The following is a 16,472-nucleotide window of genomic DNA, read 5'->3' as shown; positions in this document are numbered from 1 at the left end:
TACACTCAAACAAGTGTGTGTCTGGAAACATCGCATGATCCGTTATGGCCTGTTCTCGTTCTGGTTGCTGCTTGGCAACCTGCTGCTGACCCAGCCCTTGCTGGCGGTCGAGATTTTTACGCATGCCAGCCCGGAGAGCGAACAGGACAAGCGGGCATCTTATTACCGTGACCTGCTGCAGCTGACGCTGGATAAAACCCGTGACAGCTACGGCGAGTATGAGCTGCAGGCCGCCCCGCCCATGAATCGGGTACGGCTGCGGCTAGCCATACAGCAGGGAAGCTATCCCAACTTTTTTGCGGTGGATAGCCAGCGCCCGGCCAGTGAAGCCGAGTCTCTCGACTATGTTCCCTTCCCGGTAGACCTCGGCATACTGAGTTATCGGATCTGTTTTGTCAGTCCCCAGCGTCAACAGGCACTAGCCAGACTGACCCGCCTTGATGAGTTGAAAGGCTTCCTCCATGGCCAGGGGCGAGGCTGGCAGGATGTCACCATTTTGCGTCATGCAGGCATGCGAGTGCAGGAGGTCGACAACTACGAGCGCCTGTTCAAACTGGTAGAGCGGGGCCGGATCGACCTGTTCTGCCGGGGGGCCAACGAGCTGCTTACCGAGCTGGAAACCCACAGGGATCTCACCCGCCTCACAGTCGATCAACACATAGCCCTCCACTATCCCTTCATCCATCTCTTCTATACCCACAAGGGGAACAAGCACGCCCTCAAACGCATCCAGACAGGACTGTTACTGGCCTGGCAAGATGGCTCCTTGCAGACGCTCTGGCTCAAGACCTTCAAGCCTGCCCTCGACTTTGCCAGACTGGATAAACGACGGCTGTTCCGGTTGGACAATCCGCAACTCCGGGAGCTGGAGATTGACTACCGCGACTACACCTACGATCCGCTCAGGGGCACCTTTGGCTCAGGAGGCACGAGAAACGGCGAGCCCTGACGCCAGGTGACACAGACGCAGTAACACGGCCGCAGCCACTATATTCAGAAGAGTCTATTTTTCGACAGGAGGTCGTGATGATCTGGTTCTCTCTGCTTCTCCTCTTGTTGACCCTGTCAGCGCAGGCTGCCACACCGACTCTGTTCACCCATATGAGCCCGGAGAGTGAACGGGATCCCAGAGTCACCTATGACCGTGAACTGCTGCGACTGGCGCTGGAGAAGACTCGCGCCAGCCATGGTGACTTTAAACTGCGAGCCGCCCCACCCATGACATTGGCCAGGATGTGGATCAGCCTGCGCTTCAACCACTATCCCAACCTGTTTGCCATGGACAGCTACCGCTCAGACCGTGACATGACGGGGGTCGACTATGTTCGTTTCCCCATCCATCTCGGGATCGTCAGCTACCGCATCTGCTTCGTCAGCCCCCAACAGCAGGCAGCGGTCGCCAGCGTCACCACCCTGGATCAGCTGAAGAAGTTTACTCTCGGCCAGGGCAAGGGCTGGCTCGATGTACAGATCCTGAGGCAGGCAGGGTTCAAGGTGCAGGAAGTAGAAGGCTATGAGCTGCTGTTCAAGATGGTGGCGCGCGGTCGCTTCGATCTCTTCTGTCGCGGGATCAGCGAATTGCCGCAGGAAAAACTGAACCACAAGGAGATCAGGGACCTGGTCATGGATGAGAGCATAGCCCTCTACTATCCCCTGCCCCGGGTCTTCTTCGCCCACAATGCCAATCGGGAGGCCATACAGAGAGTAGAGGCCGGGCTGAAAGCTGCCTGGCAAGACGGTTCGTTGCAAACCCTCTGGCTCAACACCTTCAAACCTTCCCTCACCTTCGCCCACCTCGATACACGCCGCCTGTTTCGGCTTGAGAACCCCTTCATCAAGGGGATAGGCTTCAACTACCAGGCTTACTTCTACGATCCGGTCCACAGTCGGTTCGGGCCGGGCGAGCCATAGCAAGAGGGCGCCAACCGGGCGCCCTCTGTTTATTTGCGGTGACAGCACCAGATCCGAGCGCCACTTTCCCCACCTCAGCGATCTTCTCAGAGGCTGGCGCAGATCTGCCACAGGTCATACTGGATAGCGGCGGCCGTCACTTCACGCCCTGCCCCCGGCCCCTGTATCACCAGCGGGTTGGTACGATAGCTATCGCTCTCGATGGCGAACACATTGTCACAAGGCAGCAAATTGGCGAACGGGTGGTGAGGCTCCAGCGCCTCCAGCCCGACCCTGGCCTTGCCATCGTGCTCGAAGCGGGCGACGTAACGCAGCACCTTGCCGAGGCGCTTGGCTCCCTCGAAGGCGCTCTGGATCGGGCCGTCCAACTCTTTCAGCCTGTCCATGAACTGATCCGTACTCGCCTTGCGCAGGGACACGGGCACCAGGTTCTCCAGCTCGATATCGGCGGAGTCGAGCTCGAAGCCCGCCTCCCGCGCCAGGATCAGCAGCTTGCGCCGCACATCCTGGCCGGAGAGATCCTCGCGGGGATCCGGCTCGGTCAGGCCGTGCTGCCACGCCTCGTCCACCAGCTCGGAGAAGGGGCGCGTGCCGTCATACTGCTGGAACAGCCAGGAGAGGGTGCCGGAGAAAATACCCGAGACCCCCTGAATGCGGTCGCCGCTCTGGCGCAGCATCTGGATGCTGGACTGGATCGGCAGCCCGGCGCCCACGGTGGCGTTGTAGCGCCACTGCACCTGATGATCGCGGCAGGTCTGCTTGATGCGCTGGTAGAACTCGCTCTCGGCGGCACCGGCAAACTTGTTGGCGGCAATGATATGAATACCGAGCTGGGCGAAGTCCGGGTAGTAGCGACTCACCGTCTCGCTGGCGGTCAAGTCCAGGGCAATCAGCGTATCGAAACTGTGCTGCTCCAGCTGGGTCAGCAGTTCGGGCCAGATCAGCGGTTTGGGGTTGAACTTGTCCTGCACCTTGAGGGGATCCAGCCCCTCTTCGTCAAGCAGCCCCCCTTCAGAGCTGAACACCCCGTACAGTGTCAACGCCAGATTGAGCTCATGTTCGAGCCGCGCCTTCTCGCGGGCATAGAGGGTGAGCCAGTGGCCGCCTATGTTGCCCTTGCCAAATACCACCAGTCCGACCCGGGTCGGGCGGCTGAACAGGGCGCTGTGCAGGGCGATAAGCAGGGGCTCCAGCACCACCTGACGCACTACGGCCACCAGGCTCAGGCCATCTCTGGCCACCTGCACGAACTCCAGCGGCTGATCCGCCAGCAACTGATAGAAGCGGTGACACTGCTCTGCGTTATCGGTGACACCGGCGCCCACCAGGGCCACCAGACTGAACCCCTCTTTCTGGATGAGACCGGTGAAACTGCCCTGCAGCTGGAAGTCGCGCAGTATCTCGAACGCCCCTTCCGCCACTTCCAGGGTATAGGCCAGACGCAGTACCCGCCGATCAGGCTGACGCTGCAGGGTGAGCGGGTTGAGGCGGTGGCGGGCCAGATGGGCCTCGATAGCCGCCACCGTCTGCTCATAGTGGGTCTGCGGCAGCACTTTCAGCTCAATGAGAGCGATCTGATCCACAGAGGAGACGATGCGGGCACCACCGGAGCGCGGCGCCCGGCGCAGTATGTGAGTGCAGCCCTCATCCGGGTTGTAGCTGCAGCGCAGGGTGAGACGCTGGCGACTGTCCGCCACCGGTTGCAGGGTGCGCGAATGCAGCACGGACGAACCGAGGCGAGCCAGCTCGTTTGCTTCTGCCAGACTGAGACGCTCCAGCAGGCGCGCCTCCTTCACCCGGCGCGGATCGGCGCTGTAGACACCGGCCACGTCGCTCCAGATGGTGGTGGATTCGCCATCAGCCAGGGCTGCCAAGAGGCTGGCACTGTAGTCGGAGCCGTTGCGCCCGAGCAGCAGGGAGCGCCCCTCCATGTCGGCGGCGATGAAACCGGTCACCACGATGCGACCGGCATGTTCGGCCAGACGGGCCTTGAGCAGTTCACTGGAAAGGGCCGTATCCACCTTGACCAGGGCACCATCCTCGGCACGCAGGAAGCTGCGGGCATCGAGCCAGATGGCCTTCTCACCGCGGCTGGTGAGCAGGGCGGCCAGCAGGCGCGCCGACCACACTTCGCCAAAGGCGAGCAAGCCGTTGCGGGCGAAGCGGTCAAACTGCCCCTCCAGGGTCTTGGCGATCAGCTGCATGTCGTCGGCCAGCTGCTGGCTGAGATCGAGCTGCAGCTCTCCCTCCAGCAGGCCATCGATCAGGCTCTGCTGATAGGCTTGCAGCGCAGAGATGGCTTCACCGGCCGCCTCATCCCCCGCATCGGCCAGCTCCACCAGCTGGATCAAGCGGTTGGTGGTCTTGCCGGCGGCGGAGACCACGACGAGCTCATCCCCGCCAACCTGCTGTTCGACGATAGCGGCGACCCGGCGATAGCAGACCGGATCCGCCAGACTGCTGCCACCAAACTTGTGTACCTGCCGCCGCTTCAACCCTGCTTGTGTTGCCACCGCTATATCTCCTTGCTGCTGTTCCATTACTTCGCCACCTGTTCTGCCAGCTGCGCCTGTTCAAAAGCCTGAGCCAGATCGGCCACCAGATCTTCACCGTGTTCAATACCCACCGACAGACGCAGCAGCTGGGCGCTGATGCCCGCCGCCTGCTGCGCCGCCGGTGTCATGGCCCTGTGGGTCATGCTGGCCGGATGGGCCACCAGACTCTCCACCCCGCCGAGAGACTCGGCTACCGAGAAGAGGGTGAGGGCCGCGAGGAAGGTGCGTAATCCCGCCTCGCTGCAATCGAGTTCAAAACTTAGCATGGCGCCGAAGCCGGACTGTTGACGGCGCGCAATATCATGGCCTGGATGGCTCTGCAGGCTGGGATGATAGATTTTTTTGACCAGCGGCTGTTGCTGCAGGAAGGCGAGAATGCGGTCCGCGTTCTCCTGATGGGCGCGCAATCTGGGAGCCAGGGTGCGCAGGCCGCGCAGGGTAAGGTAGGAATCGAACGCCCCGGAGGTGAGCCCCAGACAGTTGGCCCACCACACCAGTGATTCAGCCAGCGCGGGATCCTTGGCAATGGCCACGCCCCCCACCACGTCGGAGTGGCCATTGATGTACTTGGTGGTGGAGTGCACCACAACATCGGCACCCAGCGACAACGGCTGTTGCAGCAGCGGAGAGAGGAAGGTGTTGTCCACCACCACCTGGGCACCCACCTCATGGGAGGCGGCGGCGATGGCGGTGATGTCCACTACCCGCAGCAAGGGGTTGGAAGGGGTCTCCACCCACACCAGCGCCGGCTTCTGTGTCAGCGCCTCTGCCAGTGCGGCCTCATCCCCCTGATCGACAAACTGCACCCGATAGTGGCCCTTGGCAGCCAGATACTCGAACAGGCGCCAGGTACCGCCGTAACAGTCGTGCGGGGCGATCAGCAGATCCCCCGCCTTGAGCAGAGCCGTGGTTACCAGATGGATGGCCCCCATGCCGGTGCCGGTCACAACGGCGCCAGCCCCCCCTTCCAGCGCCGCCAGGGCATCCGCCAGATTGGTGCGGGTCGGGTTGCCGGAGCGGGCATAATCGTATTGACGGGGCTCGCCAAAGTCGGCAAAGGTGTAATTGCTGGAGAGGTAAATGGGCGGCACCACGGCACCGTGCTGCGTGTCTGTTTCAATCCCGGTGCGTACCGCCAGGGTAGCCTTATGACTCATGCTGCTCTCCTTGGCTTTGTGACTGGGCGATTGATCCGGCTCGATTTCCGATGCAACGTACCGGCAGGGTAGCCTTGTGGGTCATTTCCGCTCTCCTTGATGTGTCTCGGGACTGTGTCTGCGGTTTCTCTGCCACACTCATCCCCGCCATTGCTGGCTCATGGTGAACCACACTACGCCACTGCAAAAAAGCCGTCAACACTTCTGGACGTCTAAATGGCTTTGCTGTTGGATTGCCATTAATTTCCTTAAGGGTTAAAATCCGCGCTCACGGCCAAATGAGAACAGGTGAATCATGGGTACAGAGTGGAACGGCGACTACGTCAGCCCCTACGCAGAACACGGCAAGAAGAGCGAACAGGTCAAGAAGATTACTGTCTCGATCCCGCTCAAGGTGTTGAAGGTGTTGACCGATGAGCGCACCCGTCGCCAGGTGAACAACCTGCGTCATGCGACCAACAGTGAGCTGCTCTGTGAAGCCTTCCTGCACGCTTTCACCGGTCAGCCGCTGCCCTGCGACGACGATCTGCGCAAGGATCATCCGGACAGCGTCCCCGCCGAGGTGCGCGCCATCATGGAAGCGCTGGGCAAAGAGATCGAAGATTTCGACGCAGAGTAATACCTGCGACCTATGCCAAACAGCAATCCCTCTTTGAAGATGACGCGGCCCCGGGCCGCGTCATTGCTATCCGCCGCCTCCCCCTTCAGCCTTCGCCACTACCAGAGCGACATCAGCAGCCACAGCCACGACTTCGCCCAGCTGGTGATCCCTCTCGGCGGTCCCATTGAGATCGAGGTGCAGGGCCAGGGGCGTCGCCTTGCCCCCGGTTTTGTTTGCGTGATAGCCCCCGGCGAACGGCACGACTACGCCGCCGATCCGGCCCTCTCGTTTCTGGTACAGGAGAGCGACTGGCTCCCCGGCGATCTGGCGGCCCGCCCCTTTATCGCGCTGGACGAGCCCCAGCGCCACTACCTCGCCTTCCTGCACCGCATGGTGGCCGAGGGGAGACAGGTCGCCGGGATGGAGCAGGTGTGGCTCTCCCTGCTGGCACAAGGGCAAGGGATGCACTCCTCTGCTCCCCCGCGCCTTGCCGCCCGTATCCTCAAGGTGCAGCACCATATCGAGGCCCACCTCGCCGAGCCCCTTGGCAATGAGCAGCTCGCCGCCATCGTCTGCCTCGGTCAGAGTCAGTTCAAGCACACCTTTCGCCAGCAGCTGGGGATGAGCGTCTCCCACTACATACGGGCACGGCGCATGACACTGGCACGCACCCTGCTTTCCCACACCCAACTGCCCATAGGCGAGATCGCCAGTCGCTGCGGCTACCAGAATCAGGGAGCCTTCGCCGAGCGCTTCCTGACAGAGAGCGGGCTGACCCCTTCCCTCTGGCGCCAGCAAAACGGCCTTTTGCCGTAACAGGGCGGCCAGTCACCGAAGACAGCCAGCGCCGTTTCGAGGCATGCTGAGGCCAATGCAAGGTGTATGAAACGAGGAGCCAAGATGCAGACCATAAGCTGGCAGCAGTTCGAGATGATAGAGCTGAGAGTAGGCACCCTGGTGCGGGTCGAGCCCTTCCCCGAGGCACGCCGGCCCGCCTACAAGGTATGGGCGGATTTCGGCCCCGAGCTCGGGGTGCGCAAGAGCAGCGCCCAGATAACGGATCTCTATCAGCCGGAGGATCTGGTGGGCCGCCAGATAGTCGCCGTGGTGAACTTTCCCCCCAAACAGATAGGCCCCATCCAGTCGGAGTTTCTACTGACCGGTTTCTACCGGGCTGACGGCGCGGTTGTGATGGCCATCCCTGAGCAGGCGGTGGAGAACGGCGCCAAGCTGGGCTGATGCCGTTGGCCCCATGAAAAAAGAGAGGCGACCCCGGGGTCGCCTCTCTCATTTTGTTGCCGCAGCTCGCTGTTACTTCAACAGGCTGAAGATCAGCGCCGAGACCGCCAGCGACCCGGTCAGCAGGATGAAGCCGTTGGTCCAGCCCTGGCGGAAGCGGGCCAGCGCCTCCACCTTGTAGACCGCTATCACAGGCATGATGAAGAGGATCATGGCGATGACGGGGCCGGAGAGGGTCTCCATCAGACCCAGGATACCCGGGTTGATGACGGCAGCCCCCCAGATGGCGAAGAACATCAGGGCGATGCCGAGCTTGTCGGCCTTGGCCAGCGACAGGCCGGTGGGCTTGGCAATCAGGCTCTTGAGGCTCTCGCGGGCACCGAGGAAGTGGCCGAGGAAGGAAGAGCTGATGGCGATAAAGGCGATGAGCGGCCCTAGCGTCACTATCACAGGGTTGTCAGTGATGTTGGCGAGATAGGAGAGCACTGAGACGTTCTGGGCCTTGGCTTCGGCAAGCTGGGCCGGAGTGAGGCTCAGCACGCAGGAGAAGACGAAGAAGAGCACGAAGCCCACCAGCATTATGGTGGTGTTGCGCAGGATCAGGCCGCTCTTGGCCTCGGCCTGCTCGCCATATTCCCGCCGCTGCACGTTGGCAAAGCCGGAGATGGCGGCGGCATGGCTGAAGGCAAAAACGGTCACCGGCAGTGCCAGCCAGACGGTATTAAGGAAGCTGCCGCCATCAAAGGCGGTGACTTCCGGCCACTGCCACTGGGGAATGAGATAGCAGGAGAGCGCCGCCAGAATGGCCGCCAGCGGATAGACCATGAAGGCAAAGGCGCGCAGCATCGCTTTCTCCCCCGCCATCATCACGGCGATCATGGCAAACACCAGCATGCCGGAGAGCATCACCCGGTTCGGGGTCGCCATGCCGAGCTGGTTGACCATGAAGCTCTCGACCGTGTTGGTCAACCCGACGCCGTAGATGAGCAGTATGGGGAAGATGGAGAGGAAATAGAGCGCCGAGATGAGCCGACCGGCCATCTTGCCGAAGTGCTCCTCGGCCACCTCGGTGAAGTCAGCATGGGGACGGGAGGAAGAAAGCACAAAGCGGGCCAGCCCGCGGTGAGCCAGGAAGGTCATGGGGCCGGCCAGTACGGCGACTATGACCAGGGGCCAGATACCGCCCAGACCCAGGTTGATGGGCAGAAAGAGTATGCCGGCGCCGACGGCGGTGCCAAACAGGCTGATCACCCAGTGGGTATCATGACTGCGCCAACGGGCAGTGCTGGTAACGGCTGGCTGGGAAGCAGACAGCTCCTTGACGACATCTACAGATAAACTCATTACTAATCCACTTTTTGTCAGTGTTTTAATCTGAGCATATTGTGGTTTATCAGGATTTAATTCTCAAAATAAGGGACTGAAACATATCACTACCATAACGCGCTCAAGCCAGTGAGATAGGGAATTCAATCGAGATTGGATAATCGCGTAAAACTACAAATAAGAAAAAATGCGATATATAAATCCAAATTTAAATTCATACTCACTTTTTTATTTTGACCAAATGATCGTTCGCAGGATTACCTGAAAATCCATGCCAAATCTTCCCGCTCGATGATGACGTTCCACTGTCATTCACGTTCTTTGCCAGTGGATACTCCTATGCATGCCGGATAAAAGCAGCGGATCACACCAGACAATCAGGCGACCATGAGGTCGCCTGATTGAGTCTTGCGATGAAATGTCAGCCAACTCAGTGAGCGAGGATAGTGCCCCAGGCGAGATCCGGATCTCCCATCACTATGAAGTCCGGGTTCTCCAGCGACTCGGTTTCGTTGTAGCTGAGCGGTTGCAACGCCAGGCTGAGGATACGGCCACCAGCCGCCTCGACGATGCACTGGGCAGCGGCGGTATCCCACTCGCCGGTGGGGCCGAGTCGCACATAGCAATCGGCAGCCCCTTCCGCCACCAGGCAGGACTTGAGGGAGCTGGAACCGAGCGGTATCAGCTCGTAGTTGATGGCCGGATTGAGGCGACGGGTCAGATTCTCCAGCTTCTGGCGACGGCTGATGGCTACCACAAGAGAGTCTGGCTGGTCATGTTCGTGATGCATGGCGCTGATGGGCAAGGTCTCGCCGTTCACCTCCTTGAAGGCGCCGTGACCACGCACCGCCCAGTAGAGCACGTCAGACTCGGGGGCGTAGATGACACCGAGCACGGGGACATTGTCCCGCACCAGGGCGATCAGGGTGGCGAAGTCGCCGCTGCCGGCAATGAACTCGCCGGTGCCGTCAAGGGGATCCACCAGCCAGTACTGCCGCCAGTTGGATCGCTGACTGAAGGGCACATCGGCCGCCTCTTCGGTCAGCACGGGTACATGGGGGGTGAGCGCCGACAGCGCCTGTTTGAGGTAGGCATCGGCAGCAAGATCGGCACTGGTGACCGGGGTCGCATCCTCCTTCAGCTGACGCTCGAACTGACCGCCGTGATAGATTTCGTGAAGGATACGTCCCGCTTCGCGGGCGATCTCCTTGACCCCTGGAACCCAGGCCAACAACTCCTGCATCTTGTTATCCTCTGTTTTTATTGCCTTTGCCCACGTTCGGGCTCGTTTTCCTGCTCCGCCAGCCACTTCTGGGCCAGCAGCAGGGCACTGATGCTGCGCGACTCGGTAAAGTCGGAACGCGCCAGCAATTCATCAATCTGGTTGAGCGGCCAGGGGATCACCTCCAGGGGCTCGGGTTCATCGCCGACTCGCTGCTCGGGGAAGAGATCCCGCGCCAGCAGTATGTCCATCCGGCTGGAGAAGTAACCCGGCGCCAGTGACACCTGCTTGAGGGGGATCAGGCTGTTGGCGCCAAAACCGGCCTCCTCCATCAGCTCCCGGTTGCCCGCCTCGAAGGCGCTCTCACCCGGGTCGATCAGCCCCTTGGGAAAGCCCAGCTCGTAAGAGTGAGTACCAGCCGCATACTCACGCACCAGCAGCAGGGTGTGGGCGTCATACAGGGGCACCACCATGACGGCGCCGCGGTTGCCACCCCGCATCCGCTCATAGACTCGCTCCTCGCCATTGGAGAATTTGAGGTGCAGGGATTCCACCTTGAACAGCCGGCTCTCGGCCACTATCTCGGCCTTGAGGATCTCCGGCTTGTTCTTGTCGAGATCCAGAGTCTCGACACAGATATGCTCGGGCTTGCTCTTGTGGTGGTCACTCATCGGGCGTTGGCTGCTCGTTAAAAAATAGTGCTTCAAGAGTAAACGACTCCCACACCGAACACCACGGGGCAAGGGTGGGAAAACGGACGGAAAAATCCGTTATAATGCCGCCCCGTTTTCCTCCCGAATATTGACACCAAGAGGCCCCATGCCGACCCAGCTGCCCTGGCACCAGATAGACACAGTCCTGCTCGATATGGATGGCACCCTGATCGATCTCCATTTTGACAACCACCTCTGGCAACAACTGGTGCCGGTACGCTACGCAGAGCGACTCGCCCTGCCGCTGGACCAAGCCAGAGCACAGATCGATGCCCACTATCACGCCGTCAGCGGCACCCTCGACTGGTACTGTGTGGATTACTGGAGCCAGACCCTGGGGCTGGATATTCGCGCCCTCAAGCAGGAGATCCTGGAGAAGATCCAGTGGCGGCCCAACGTCATCCCCTTCCTTGCCGAGCTGCGGGCGGCTGGCAAGCAGCTGGTGCTGTTTACCAACGCCCACCCCGCCAGCCTGTCGGTCAAGGATGCGCGACTCGGGCTCGCCGGGCATCTGGACCTGATGGTGAGCACCCACGAGCTGGGCTGGTCGAAGGAGAGCCAGCACTGCTGGCAGGCGCTGGCCGAGCGGCTGGCGTTCGATCCGGCCCGCACTCTGTTTGTGGATGACAGCGAGCGGATCCTGCGCGCCGCCGCCGACTACGGCATCGGCTACCAGCTCGCCATCCAGAACCCGGACAGCCGGCAGCCCGAGCAGAGCATCACAGCCTTCCCGGCAATCCGCGACTACGCCGAGCTGATGCCGCTGGCCGTGTGATGCCAGATGGGGGGCAGGGCTCTCCAAACTGACGGATAAACAGAAGGGCTGCCCAGGCAGCCCTTGTCGATCCCGGGTCGACTCACCCCTGCCACGCCACCAGCTGGTACTGCTTCTTGCCCCTACGCAGCAGCAGGTAGCGGTCAAACAGCCGATCCTCGGCACTCAGCTGCTCATCCTGCCTGATGGTGCCATTGAGGCTGATGGCCCCCGCCGCCAGCAGCTCGCGGGCAATGCGTTTGGAGTTCGCCAAACCGCAGCTGACCAGCAAGCTGACCAGATCGGTTTCGCCGCTGACTGTGCTGCTCGGCATGCCATCTTGCGCCAGCTGGGCGAGATCGCTCTCGCCGAGGCGGGCCACCTCGCCGCTAAACAGCAGCTCACTGATTCGCTGCACCGCCGCCAGTGCCGCCTTGCCATGCACCAGTTCGGTCAGCTCGTTCGCCAATACCTGCTGGGCCTGCTTGCGCCCCTGCCGCTGGGCATCTTCCGCCTCCAGTGCATCAATCTCGCTCAGCGACATAAAGCTGTAGTAGCGCAGGAAGCGGTAGACATCCTCATCCGCGGTGCCGAGCCAGAACTGGTAGAAGGCGTAAGGGGAGGTGAGCGCCGGATCCAGCCAGACGGCACCGCCCTCTGTCTTGCCGAACTTGGTGCCATCTGCCTTGGTGATAAGGGGCAGGGTCATGCCGTGCACCTGCGCCTGATGGAGGCGACGGGTGAGATCCATGCCACTGGTGATATTGCCCCACTGATCGTTGCCGCCAATCTGCAGGGTGCAGCCGAGCCGCTGGTGCAGCACCGCAAAGTCGTAGGATTGCAGCAGGGTGTAGGAGAACTCGGTGAACGAGATACCCTGATCCGGACGGGCCAGTCGCTGGCGCACCGATTCCCGCGCCAGCATGGCGTTGACCGAGAAGTGCTTGCCGATATCCCGCAGAAAATCGAGGGCGGACATCTGCCCCATCCAGTCGCCATTGTTGACCAGTTGCGGGGCCGACAGGCCGTCATCGGCGGGCAGCAGCGCCTTGATCTGGGCCAACAGGCTGGCGACCCAACCCAGCACGGTATCGGCACTGTTGAGGCTGCGCTCGGTTGCCTTGAAGCTGGGATCGCCGATAAGGCCGGTCGCCCCGCCCACCAGCGCCACCGGGGTGTGGCCTGCCAGCTGGAAGCGGCGCAGCATCAAGAGCGGCACCAGATGACCGATATGCAGGCTGCCAGCGGTGGGATCGAACCCGCAATAGACGGTGCGCGGGGTGGCGAGGTGGTCGGCCAGGGCCGCCGGGTCGGAATTCTGGGCCACCAGGCCGCGCTGGATCAGCTCATCGAGCAGGTGAGGGTTGATCATGGGTTCTCCAACAGCAGGGGGGAAAGCCGTCATCCTCGCCGTTCTGGTCGGTGGCGAATATGTCCCCTGAGGGACAGTTTTGTCACTCTCGTGCTAGCATCCAGCCATAGTAGGGAATAGCTCCCCGCCACCGGAAACGTGCCACCATGATCCAGCCATTCACCACAGATGCCTTGACCCGCAGCATGACCGAGGTGGTCGATGCCCTGCACAGCAGCGCCTTTCCTGCGGCGCTGGTGCGGCTGATCCAGCAGCAGGTAGAGTTTGATTGCGCCCTGCTGCTCGGGGTGGGGCAGCGGCCCGTCTACCTCTACGACAACCTCAATCATCAGCGGGCTCTGCTGTTTGATCGCTACCTCACCAGCCACTTCAGTCAGGATCCCTTTATGCAGGCGCTGGAACAGGGCTTGCCTGCCGGCGTCTGGACCCTGGCGCAGGTGTCACAAGGGCGGCTCGATCCCGAATATCGCCACCACTTCTATCAGGCCACCGGCTGGCAGGAGGAGGTGGGGCTGATCCTGCCGGTACGGGACGGACTGACGCTGATGCTGTTTCTCGGCCGCCTCGACAAGCGCAGCACCCTGAGCCAGCGCGAGCTGGCGAGGCTGGAGCAGCTGTTTCCGCTGGTACATTCGCTCTGTCGTCAGCAGTGGCAGCAGAGCCCGCCGCTGCTGCCCCAGAGCAGCGCGCAGCCGGACAGCGCAAGCCTCAAGAGTGCTGTGGAGCAAGCGATGGCAAGTGTGGGGGGCGATAGGCTCACCCGGCGCGAGCGGCAGGTGGCGGAGTTGCTGCTGCAGGGGCTGGATACCGAGGCGATTGCCGCGGCGCTCGGGATTGGCGGCGGCACTGTAAAGAATCACCGCAAGCACCTCTATGGCAAGCTGCGGCTCGGCTCGCGGGCAGAGCTGTTCAATCTCTTTCTGAACAATCTGATCACGGCGCCGGTTGGCGACATACAAACCCCATAACGACATAACCCCGCCGAAGCGGGGTTATTTTCATCATGCGTCCACAACACCAGACAGTATCGTCAGATACGCCCCTGATAGCGCAGCGGGAAACGGCCCTGACCGTCGGGTTGACCGAGGAAGGGCAGTCCCTGCTTCATCTCTTCCGGCAGCTCAGGGCCAGGTTTGAGGGAGCCCTGGAACAGGTACTGGCGATTGGCCTGCAGTTCCAGTTTGCCCATCACCTGCACCGCCTCCGAGCTCTGCTTGAGTTCGGCCACCAGACGGGAGTCGATGCAGGTCAGCTTGATCTCGGGATCCCCCAGCGGCAGCTTGCCGGCCGAGGTGTCTGCATCGGCGCCATACCAATAGAGATTGCCGTAAAGGTTGTCACACCAGGGGTTGCCCTGGGCAAACTGATCGACCTTGAGCTGCAACTGACCCGCCACCGTCAGCGGGAACGGCAGCCGCATGGGCACCCGATCCAGCACCCAGGGTGCGGGCACATTGAGGGTAATGTCGCGACCAAAGGCGGCGCCGTTCCAGCCGACCACACCCTGGCCATTGAGGCCGCTGCGATCGCCGAAACGCAGAGAGACCTCGGGGGCGAAGCGCAGCAGTGACCAGCCGTTGAGCTCCCAGCGCAGCTGGGTCAGCGATTCGCTGGCATATTGCAGCCGGGCGACCTGACCACTCCAGAGGGTGCCGCTCACCCCTTCCAGCTGCACCAGGTTGGGTGGCAGCGGCAGATGGCGCACCACCAGGGTTGCGGGCAACTTCACCAACAGAAAACCGAGATAGGCCACCAGAAACAGGGCGGCGATCAGTACTTTTTTCTTCATAGAAAATGACTCAACTGAAAATGTCTGGCCTTGACCAGGCCCGGAGCCCCACAGGGATGAAATACCGGGCACTCGGCGGCACTCAGTCCGCTGGATGTCATTGGGGACGACTCAACTGCAAGCGTCTGACCTTGACCAGACCCGGGGCCAGATTCTCACGGGCCACCTCGATCACCTGTACCTGGACACCGTGCTGATCGGCGAGGCTCGCCAGCCAGATCAGCAGATCATCGAACGGCACTGTGTCGATCCACACCTGCAGCTCCTGACCCTGGGGTTGCAGACGGGCAATCTTGATCTTCTGGTTGAAGGCAGTGCGGTTCACCACTCCTTCCAGGGTGCCGCTGGTGTCAAGCTGACGGCCCTGACCACCCTGCATCGCCAGCACCTCTTCCCCCTTTTCCTTGAGCCAAGCGAGCGTCTGTTGCTGACTCAGCACCTGCCGCTCGCGCTCGGCGATGCGGTTGGCGATGGGCTGCCAGACGACCCAGTAGCAGAGCCCGATCAGCAGGCAGCTGCCACCCACTGCCACCAGCCGCTGCTCGCGGGCGCTGATGCTGCGCCACCAGCCTTGTAGTTTATCCATCATGATGATTTACCCTTCAGCACCAGTGCCCCTTCAACCTTGCCTTCTGTGCTGCGCACCTCACCCTGCTGCACCTCGAAACGCTTGCCCGCCAGCTCGCGAAAACGCTCTATCTCGGTGAAACCGGGCGCAGTCACCTGCAATCTCAGCTCGCCCCGGGCGGCGTCAAAACGCAGCACCTGCGGCTTGAGACCCGGCACCTCGGCGAAGGTGGGAGCCAGTTCGGTCAGCAACAAGAGCACACCATCCTGCGGCGTCTGCCCCAGCAACTTGAGGTGCTGCGCCATCTGGCTGCGCACGTTCACTATGCGGGTCTCCCCCGGGAAGATGCGGGTGTAGACCTGCCGGATCTCGGCCTTGAGAGCCTTGTCTTGCTCCGCCAGCTGATAGAGATGCACACCGCGCTGGGTCAGCGCCACCAACAGCAGCAAGCCGGCGACCACGGCAACCTTGCGCCACTGCAACCAGTAACGGGAGTATTCGGTTTGCGGCCGGTAGGGGCCCTGCAACAGGTTGGCCTGACAGTTCAACGCCCCTTTGGCCAGCAGCAGCATGGGCAGTTCGGGATCTGCCGCCTGCCAGTTGGCAGTCGGGATCGGCGGTACCGGGGTATGGCTGTGGATGGTAACCGGTTCGGCTTCGACCGCCAGCAACATGGCCAGCAGCGGCTCGTCGGCCACTATGCCCTGGCAAGGGCCCTGGCGCAGCAGCCACTCCTTGCCCAGTTGCAGGGCTGACCAGCCATCGGCGGCCTGAGGCAGCGCCAGCACGTCCGGCAGCAGTTGCTGGCTCTTGAGGCCCGCCGCCTCCAGCCAGCCCAGCCAGGTCTGCATCTTCTCCTTGTCGACCGCCATCAGGTCCACATCGTGGCCCTCGTGGGCCAGCACCACCAGATGCAGCTCATCCACATCGGAGGCGATTTGCTCCTCCAGCAGATAGGGCAAGGCAGCCGCGGCCTGGCGACTGTATTTGCCCGGCAGGCTCACCCGCCGGAAGATAAGGTCGCTGCCCGGCACCAGGGTCACCACGGGGCGGCCACCGGCACGCTCCCGCAGCTCGCCGAGGGCATGGGCCGAGGCCAGAGTACCGGAGGCAATGATCTCCTCCTCCTTCGCCGACCACACCAGCCACTCGACCGGTTGCTGCGCATTGGTCCCCAGACGGATGACCAGACTCTCGCTCACAAATATCTCTCCTGCCATTCCCGTCCGCATCCAAGGGATGGGCGGGAGCGCAGCCTTTGGCTG

The 16,472-nt window shown here is 61.8% G+C and carries 16 protein-coding genes; 7 read left to right on the top strand and 9 right to left on the bottom strand.

The features are described 5' to 3' along the window. Positions 1-34 precede the first annotated feature (34 nt). Both AACX78_RS02650 and AACX78_RS02645 read left to right on the top strand, forming a co-directional pair. Positions 35-949: a hypothetical protein gene (locus AACX78_RS02650; protein WP_159165306.1), complete on the top strand. Its 915-nt coding sequence runs from the start codon at positions 35-37 to the stop codon at positions 947-949. A 77-nt stretch (positions 950-1,026) separates the two neighbouring features. Further along, positions 1,027-1,911: a hypothetical protein gene (locus tag AACX78_RS02645; protein ID WP_159165305.1), complete on the top strand. Its 885-nt coding sequence runs from the start codon at positions 1,027-1,029 to the stop codon at positions 1,909-1,911. Between the two features lie 86 nt (positions 1,912-1,997). On the opposite strand, the gene AACX78_RS02640 is transcribed toward AACX78_RS02645, so the two are convergent. Together AACX78_RS02640 and metB are read right to left on the bottom strand one after the other, a co-directional pair. After that, positions 1,998-4,451, bottom strand: coding sequence for a bifunctional aspartate kinase/homoserine dehydrogenase II (locus AACX78_RS02640; RefSeq protein ID WP_159165304.1), 2,454 nt, complete (start codon positions 4,449-4,451; stop codon positions 1,998-2,000). Continuing rightward, entirely contained in the window at positions 4,451-5,623 is a 1,173-nt protein-coding gene (gene metB / locus AACX78_RS02635; RefSeq protein WP_159165303.1) for a cystathionine gamma-synthase, read from the bottom strand. The genes AACX78_RS02640 and metB overlap by 1 nt, the downstream gene beginning before the upstream one ends. A gap of 295 nt (positions 5,624-5,918) precedes the next feature. Here metB and metJ point away from each other — a divergent pair, with 295 nt between their 5' ends. The 3 genes from metJ to AACX78_RS02620 all read left to right on the top strand — a co-directional run bounded on the left by metJ (position 5,919) and on the right by AACX78_RS02620 (position 7,463). Further along, on the top strand, positions 5,919-6,242 hold the full coding sequence (gene metJ / locus AACX78_RS02630) for a met regulon transcriptional regulator MetJ (RefSeq protein ID WP_005315809.1): 324 nt from the start codon (positions 5,919-5,921) through the stop codon (positions 6,240-6,242). A gap of 39 nt (positions 6,243-6,281) precedes the next feature. Next, complete coding sequence (locus AACX78_RS02625; protein WP_159167433.1) at positions 6,282-7,040, top strand: AraC family transcriptional regulator; 759 nt, start codon at positions 6,282-6,284, stop codon at positions 7,038-7,040. A gap of 84 nt (positions 7,041-7,124) precedes the next feature. After that, complete coding sequence (locus AACX78_RS02620; RefSeq protein ID WP_005315814.1) at positions 7,125-7,463, top strand: tRNA-binding protein; 339 nt, start codon at positions 7,125-7,127, stop codon at positions 7,461-7,463. A gap of 72 nt (positions 7,464-7,535) precedes the next feature. On the opposite strand, the gene AACX78_RS02615 is transcribed toward AACX78_RS02620, so the two are convergent. From AACX78_RS02615 to nudE, 3 genes are all read right to left on the bottom strand, one after another. Beyond that, positions 7,536-8,807 (bottom strand): aromatic amino acid transport family protein, encoded by a 1,272-nt coding sequence (locus AACX78_RS02615; RefSeq protein ID WP_125597580.1) that lies wholly within the window; start codon positions 8,805-8,807, stop codon positions 7,536-7,538. Positions 8,808-9,219: 412 nt separating this feature from the next. Continuing rightward, positions 9,220-10,032, bottom strand: a complete 813-nt coding sequence (gene cysQ, locus AACX78_RS02610; protein ID WP_005315821.1) for a 3'(2'),5'-bisphosphate nucleotidase CysQ — start codon at positions 10,030-10,032, stop codon at positions 9,220-9,222. Positions 10,033-10,049: 17 nt separating this feature from the next. After that, the gene (gene nudE, locus AACX78_RS02605; protein ID WP_201302762.1) at positions 10,050-10,682 is read right to left on the bottom strand and encodes an ADP compounds hydrolase NudE; all 633 of its coding nucleotides are present in this window, start codon (positions 10,680-10,682) and stop codon (positions 10,050-10,052) included. 148 nt (positions 10,683-10,830) lie between these two features. Between nudE and yrfG the strand changes: the two genes are divergently transcribed. Further along, positions 10,831-11,499 (top strand): GMP/IMP nucleotidase, encoded by a 669-nt coding sequence (gene yrfG / locus AACX78_RS02600; protein ID WP_159165302.1) that lies wholly within the window; start codon positions 10,831-10,833, stop codon positions 11,497-11,499. 82 nt (positions 11,500-11,581) lie between these two features. Here the strand turns inward: yrfG and tyrS are convergent, their stop codons facing one another. Beyond that, positions 11,582-12,850 (bottom strand): tyrosine--tRNA ligase, encoded by a 1,269-nt coding sequence (gene tyrS, locus AACX78_RS02595; protein ID WP_159165301.1) that lies wholly within the window; start codon positions 12,848-12,850, stop codon positions 11,582-11,584. Positions 12,851-12,996: 146 nt separating this feature from the next. Between tyrS and AACX78_RS02590 the strand changes: the two genes are divergently transcribed. Further along, on the top strand, positions 12,997-13,818 hold the full coding sequence (locus tag AACX78_RS02590; protein WP_159165300.1) for a helix-turn-helix domain-containing protein: 822 nt from the start codon (positions 12,997-12,999) through the stop codon (positions 13,816-13,818). A gap of 62 nt (positions 13,819-13,880) precedes the next feature. On the opposite strand, the gene exeN is transcribed toward AACX78_RS02590, so the two are convergent. The 3 genes from exeN to exeL all read right to left on the bottom strand — a co-directional run bounded on the left by exeN (position 13,881) and on the right by exeL (position 16,409). Continuing rightward, positions 13,881-14,639 carry a GspN family type II secretion system protein ExeN gene (gene exeN, locus AACX78_RS02585; protein WP_058394896.1) on the bottom strand — a complete coding sequence of 253 codons (759 nt, stop codon included), beginning with the start codon at positions 14,637-14,639 and terminating at the stop codon, positions 13,881-13,883. Between the two features lie 97 nt (positions 14,640-14,736). After that, positions 14,737-15,228 (bottom strand): GspM family type II secretion system protein ExeM, encoded by a 492-nt coding sequence (gene exeM, locus AACX78_RS02580; protein WP_021139450.1) that lies wholly within the window; start codon positions 15,226-15,228, stop codon positions 14,737-14,739. Further along, positions 15,225-16,409, bottom strand: a complete 1,185-nt coding sequence (gene exeL / locus AACX78_RS02575; protein WP_099994854.1) for a GspL family type II secretion system protein ExeL — start codon at positions 16,407-16,409, stop codon at positions 15,225-15,227. Before exeL ends, exeM begins: the two co-directional genes overlap by 4 nt. Between the last annotated feature and the right edge of the window lie 63 nt (positions 16,410-16,472).

It is taken from the genome of Aeromonas sp. 9A (assembly GCF_963900955.1).
In the GTDB taxonomy this organism is placed as follows: Bacteria; Pseudomonadota; Gammaproteobacteria; order Enterobacterales; family Aeromonadaceae; genus Aeromonas; species Aeromonas salmonicida.
The sequence above is the reverse complement of the archived record's forward strand: the minus strand, read 5'-3'. Positions and strand labels throughout refer to the sequence as shown.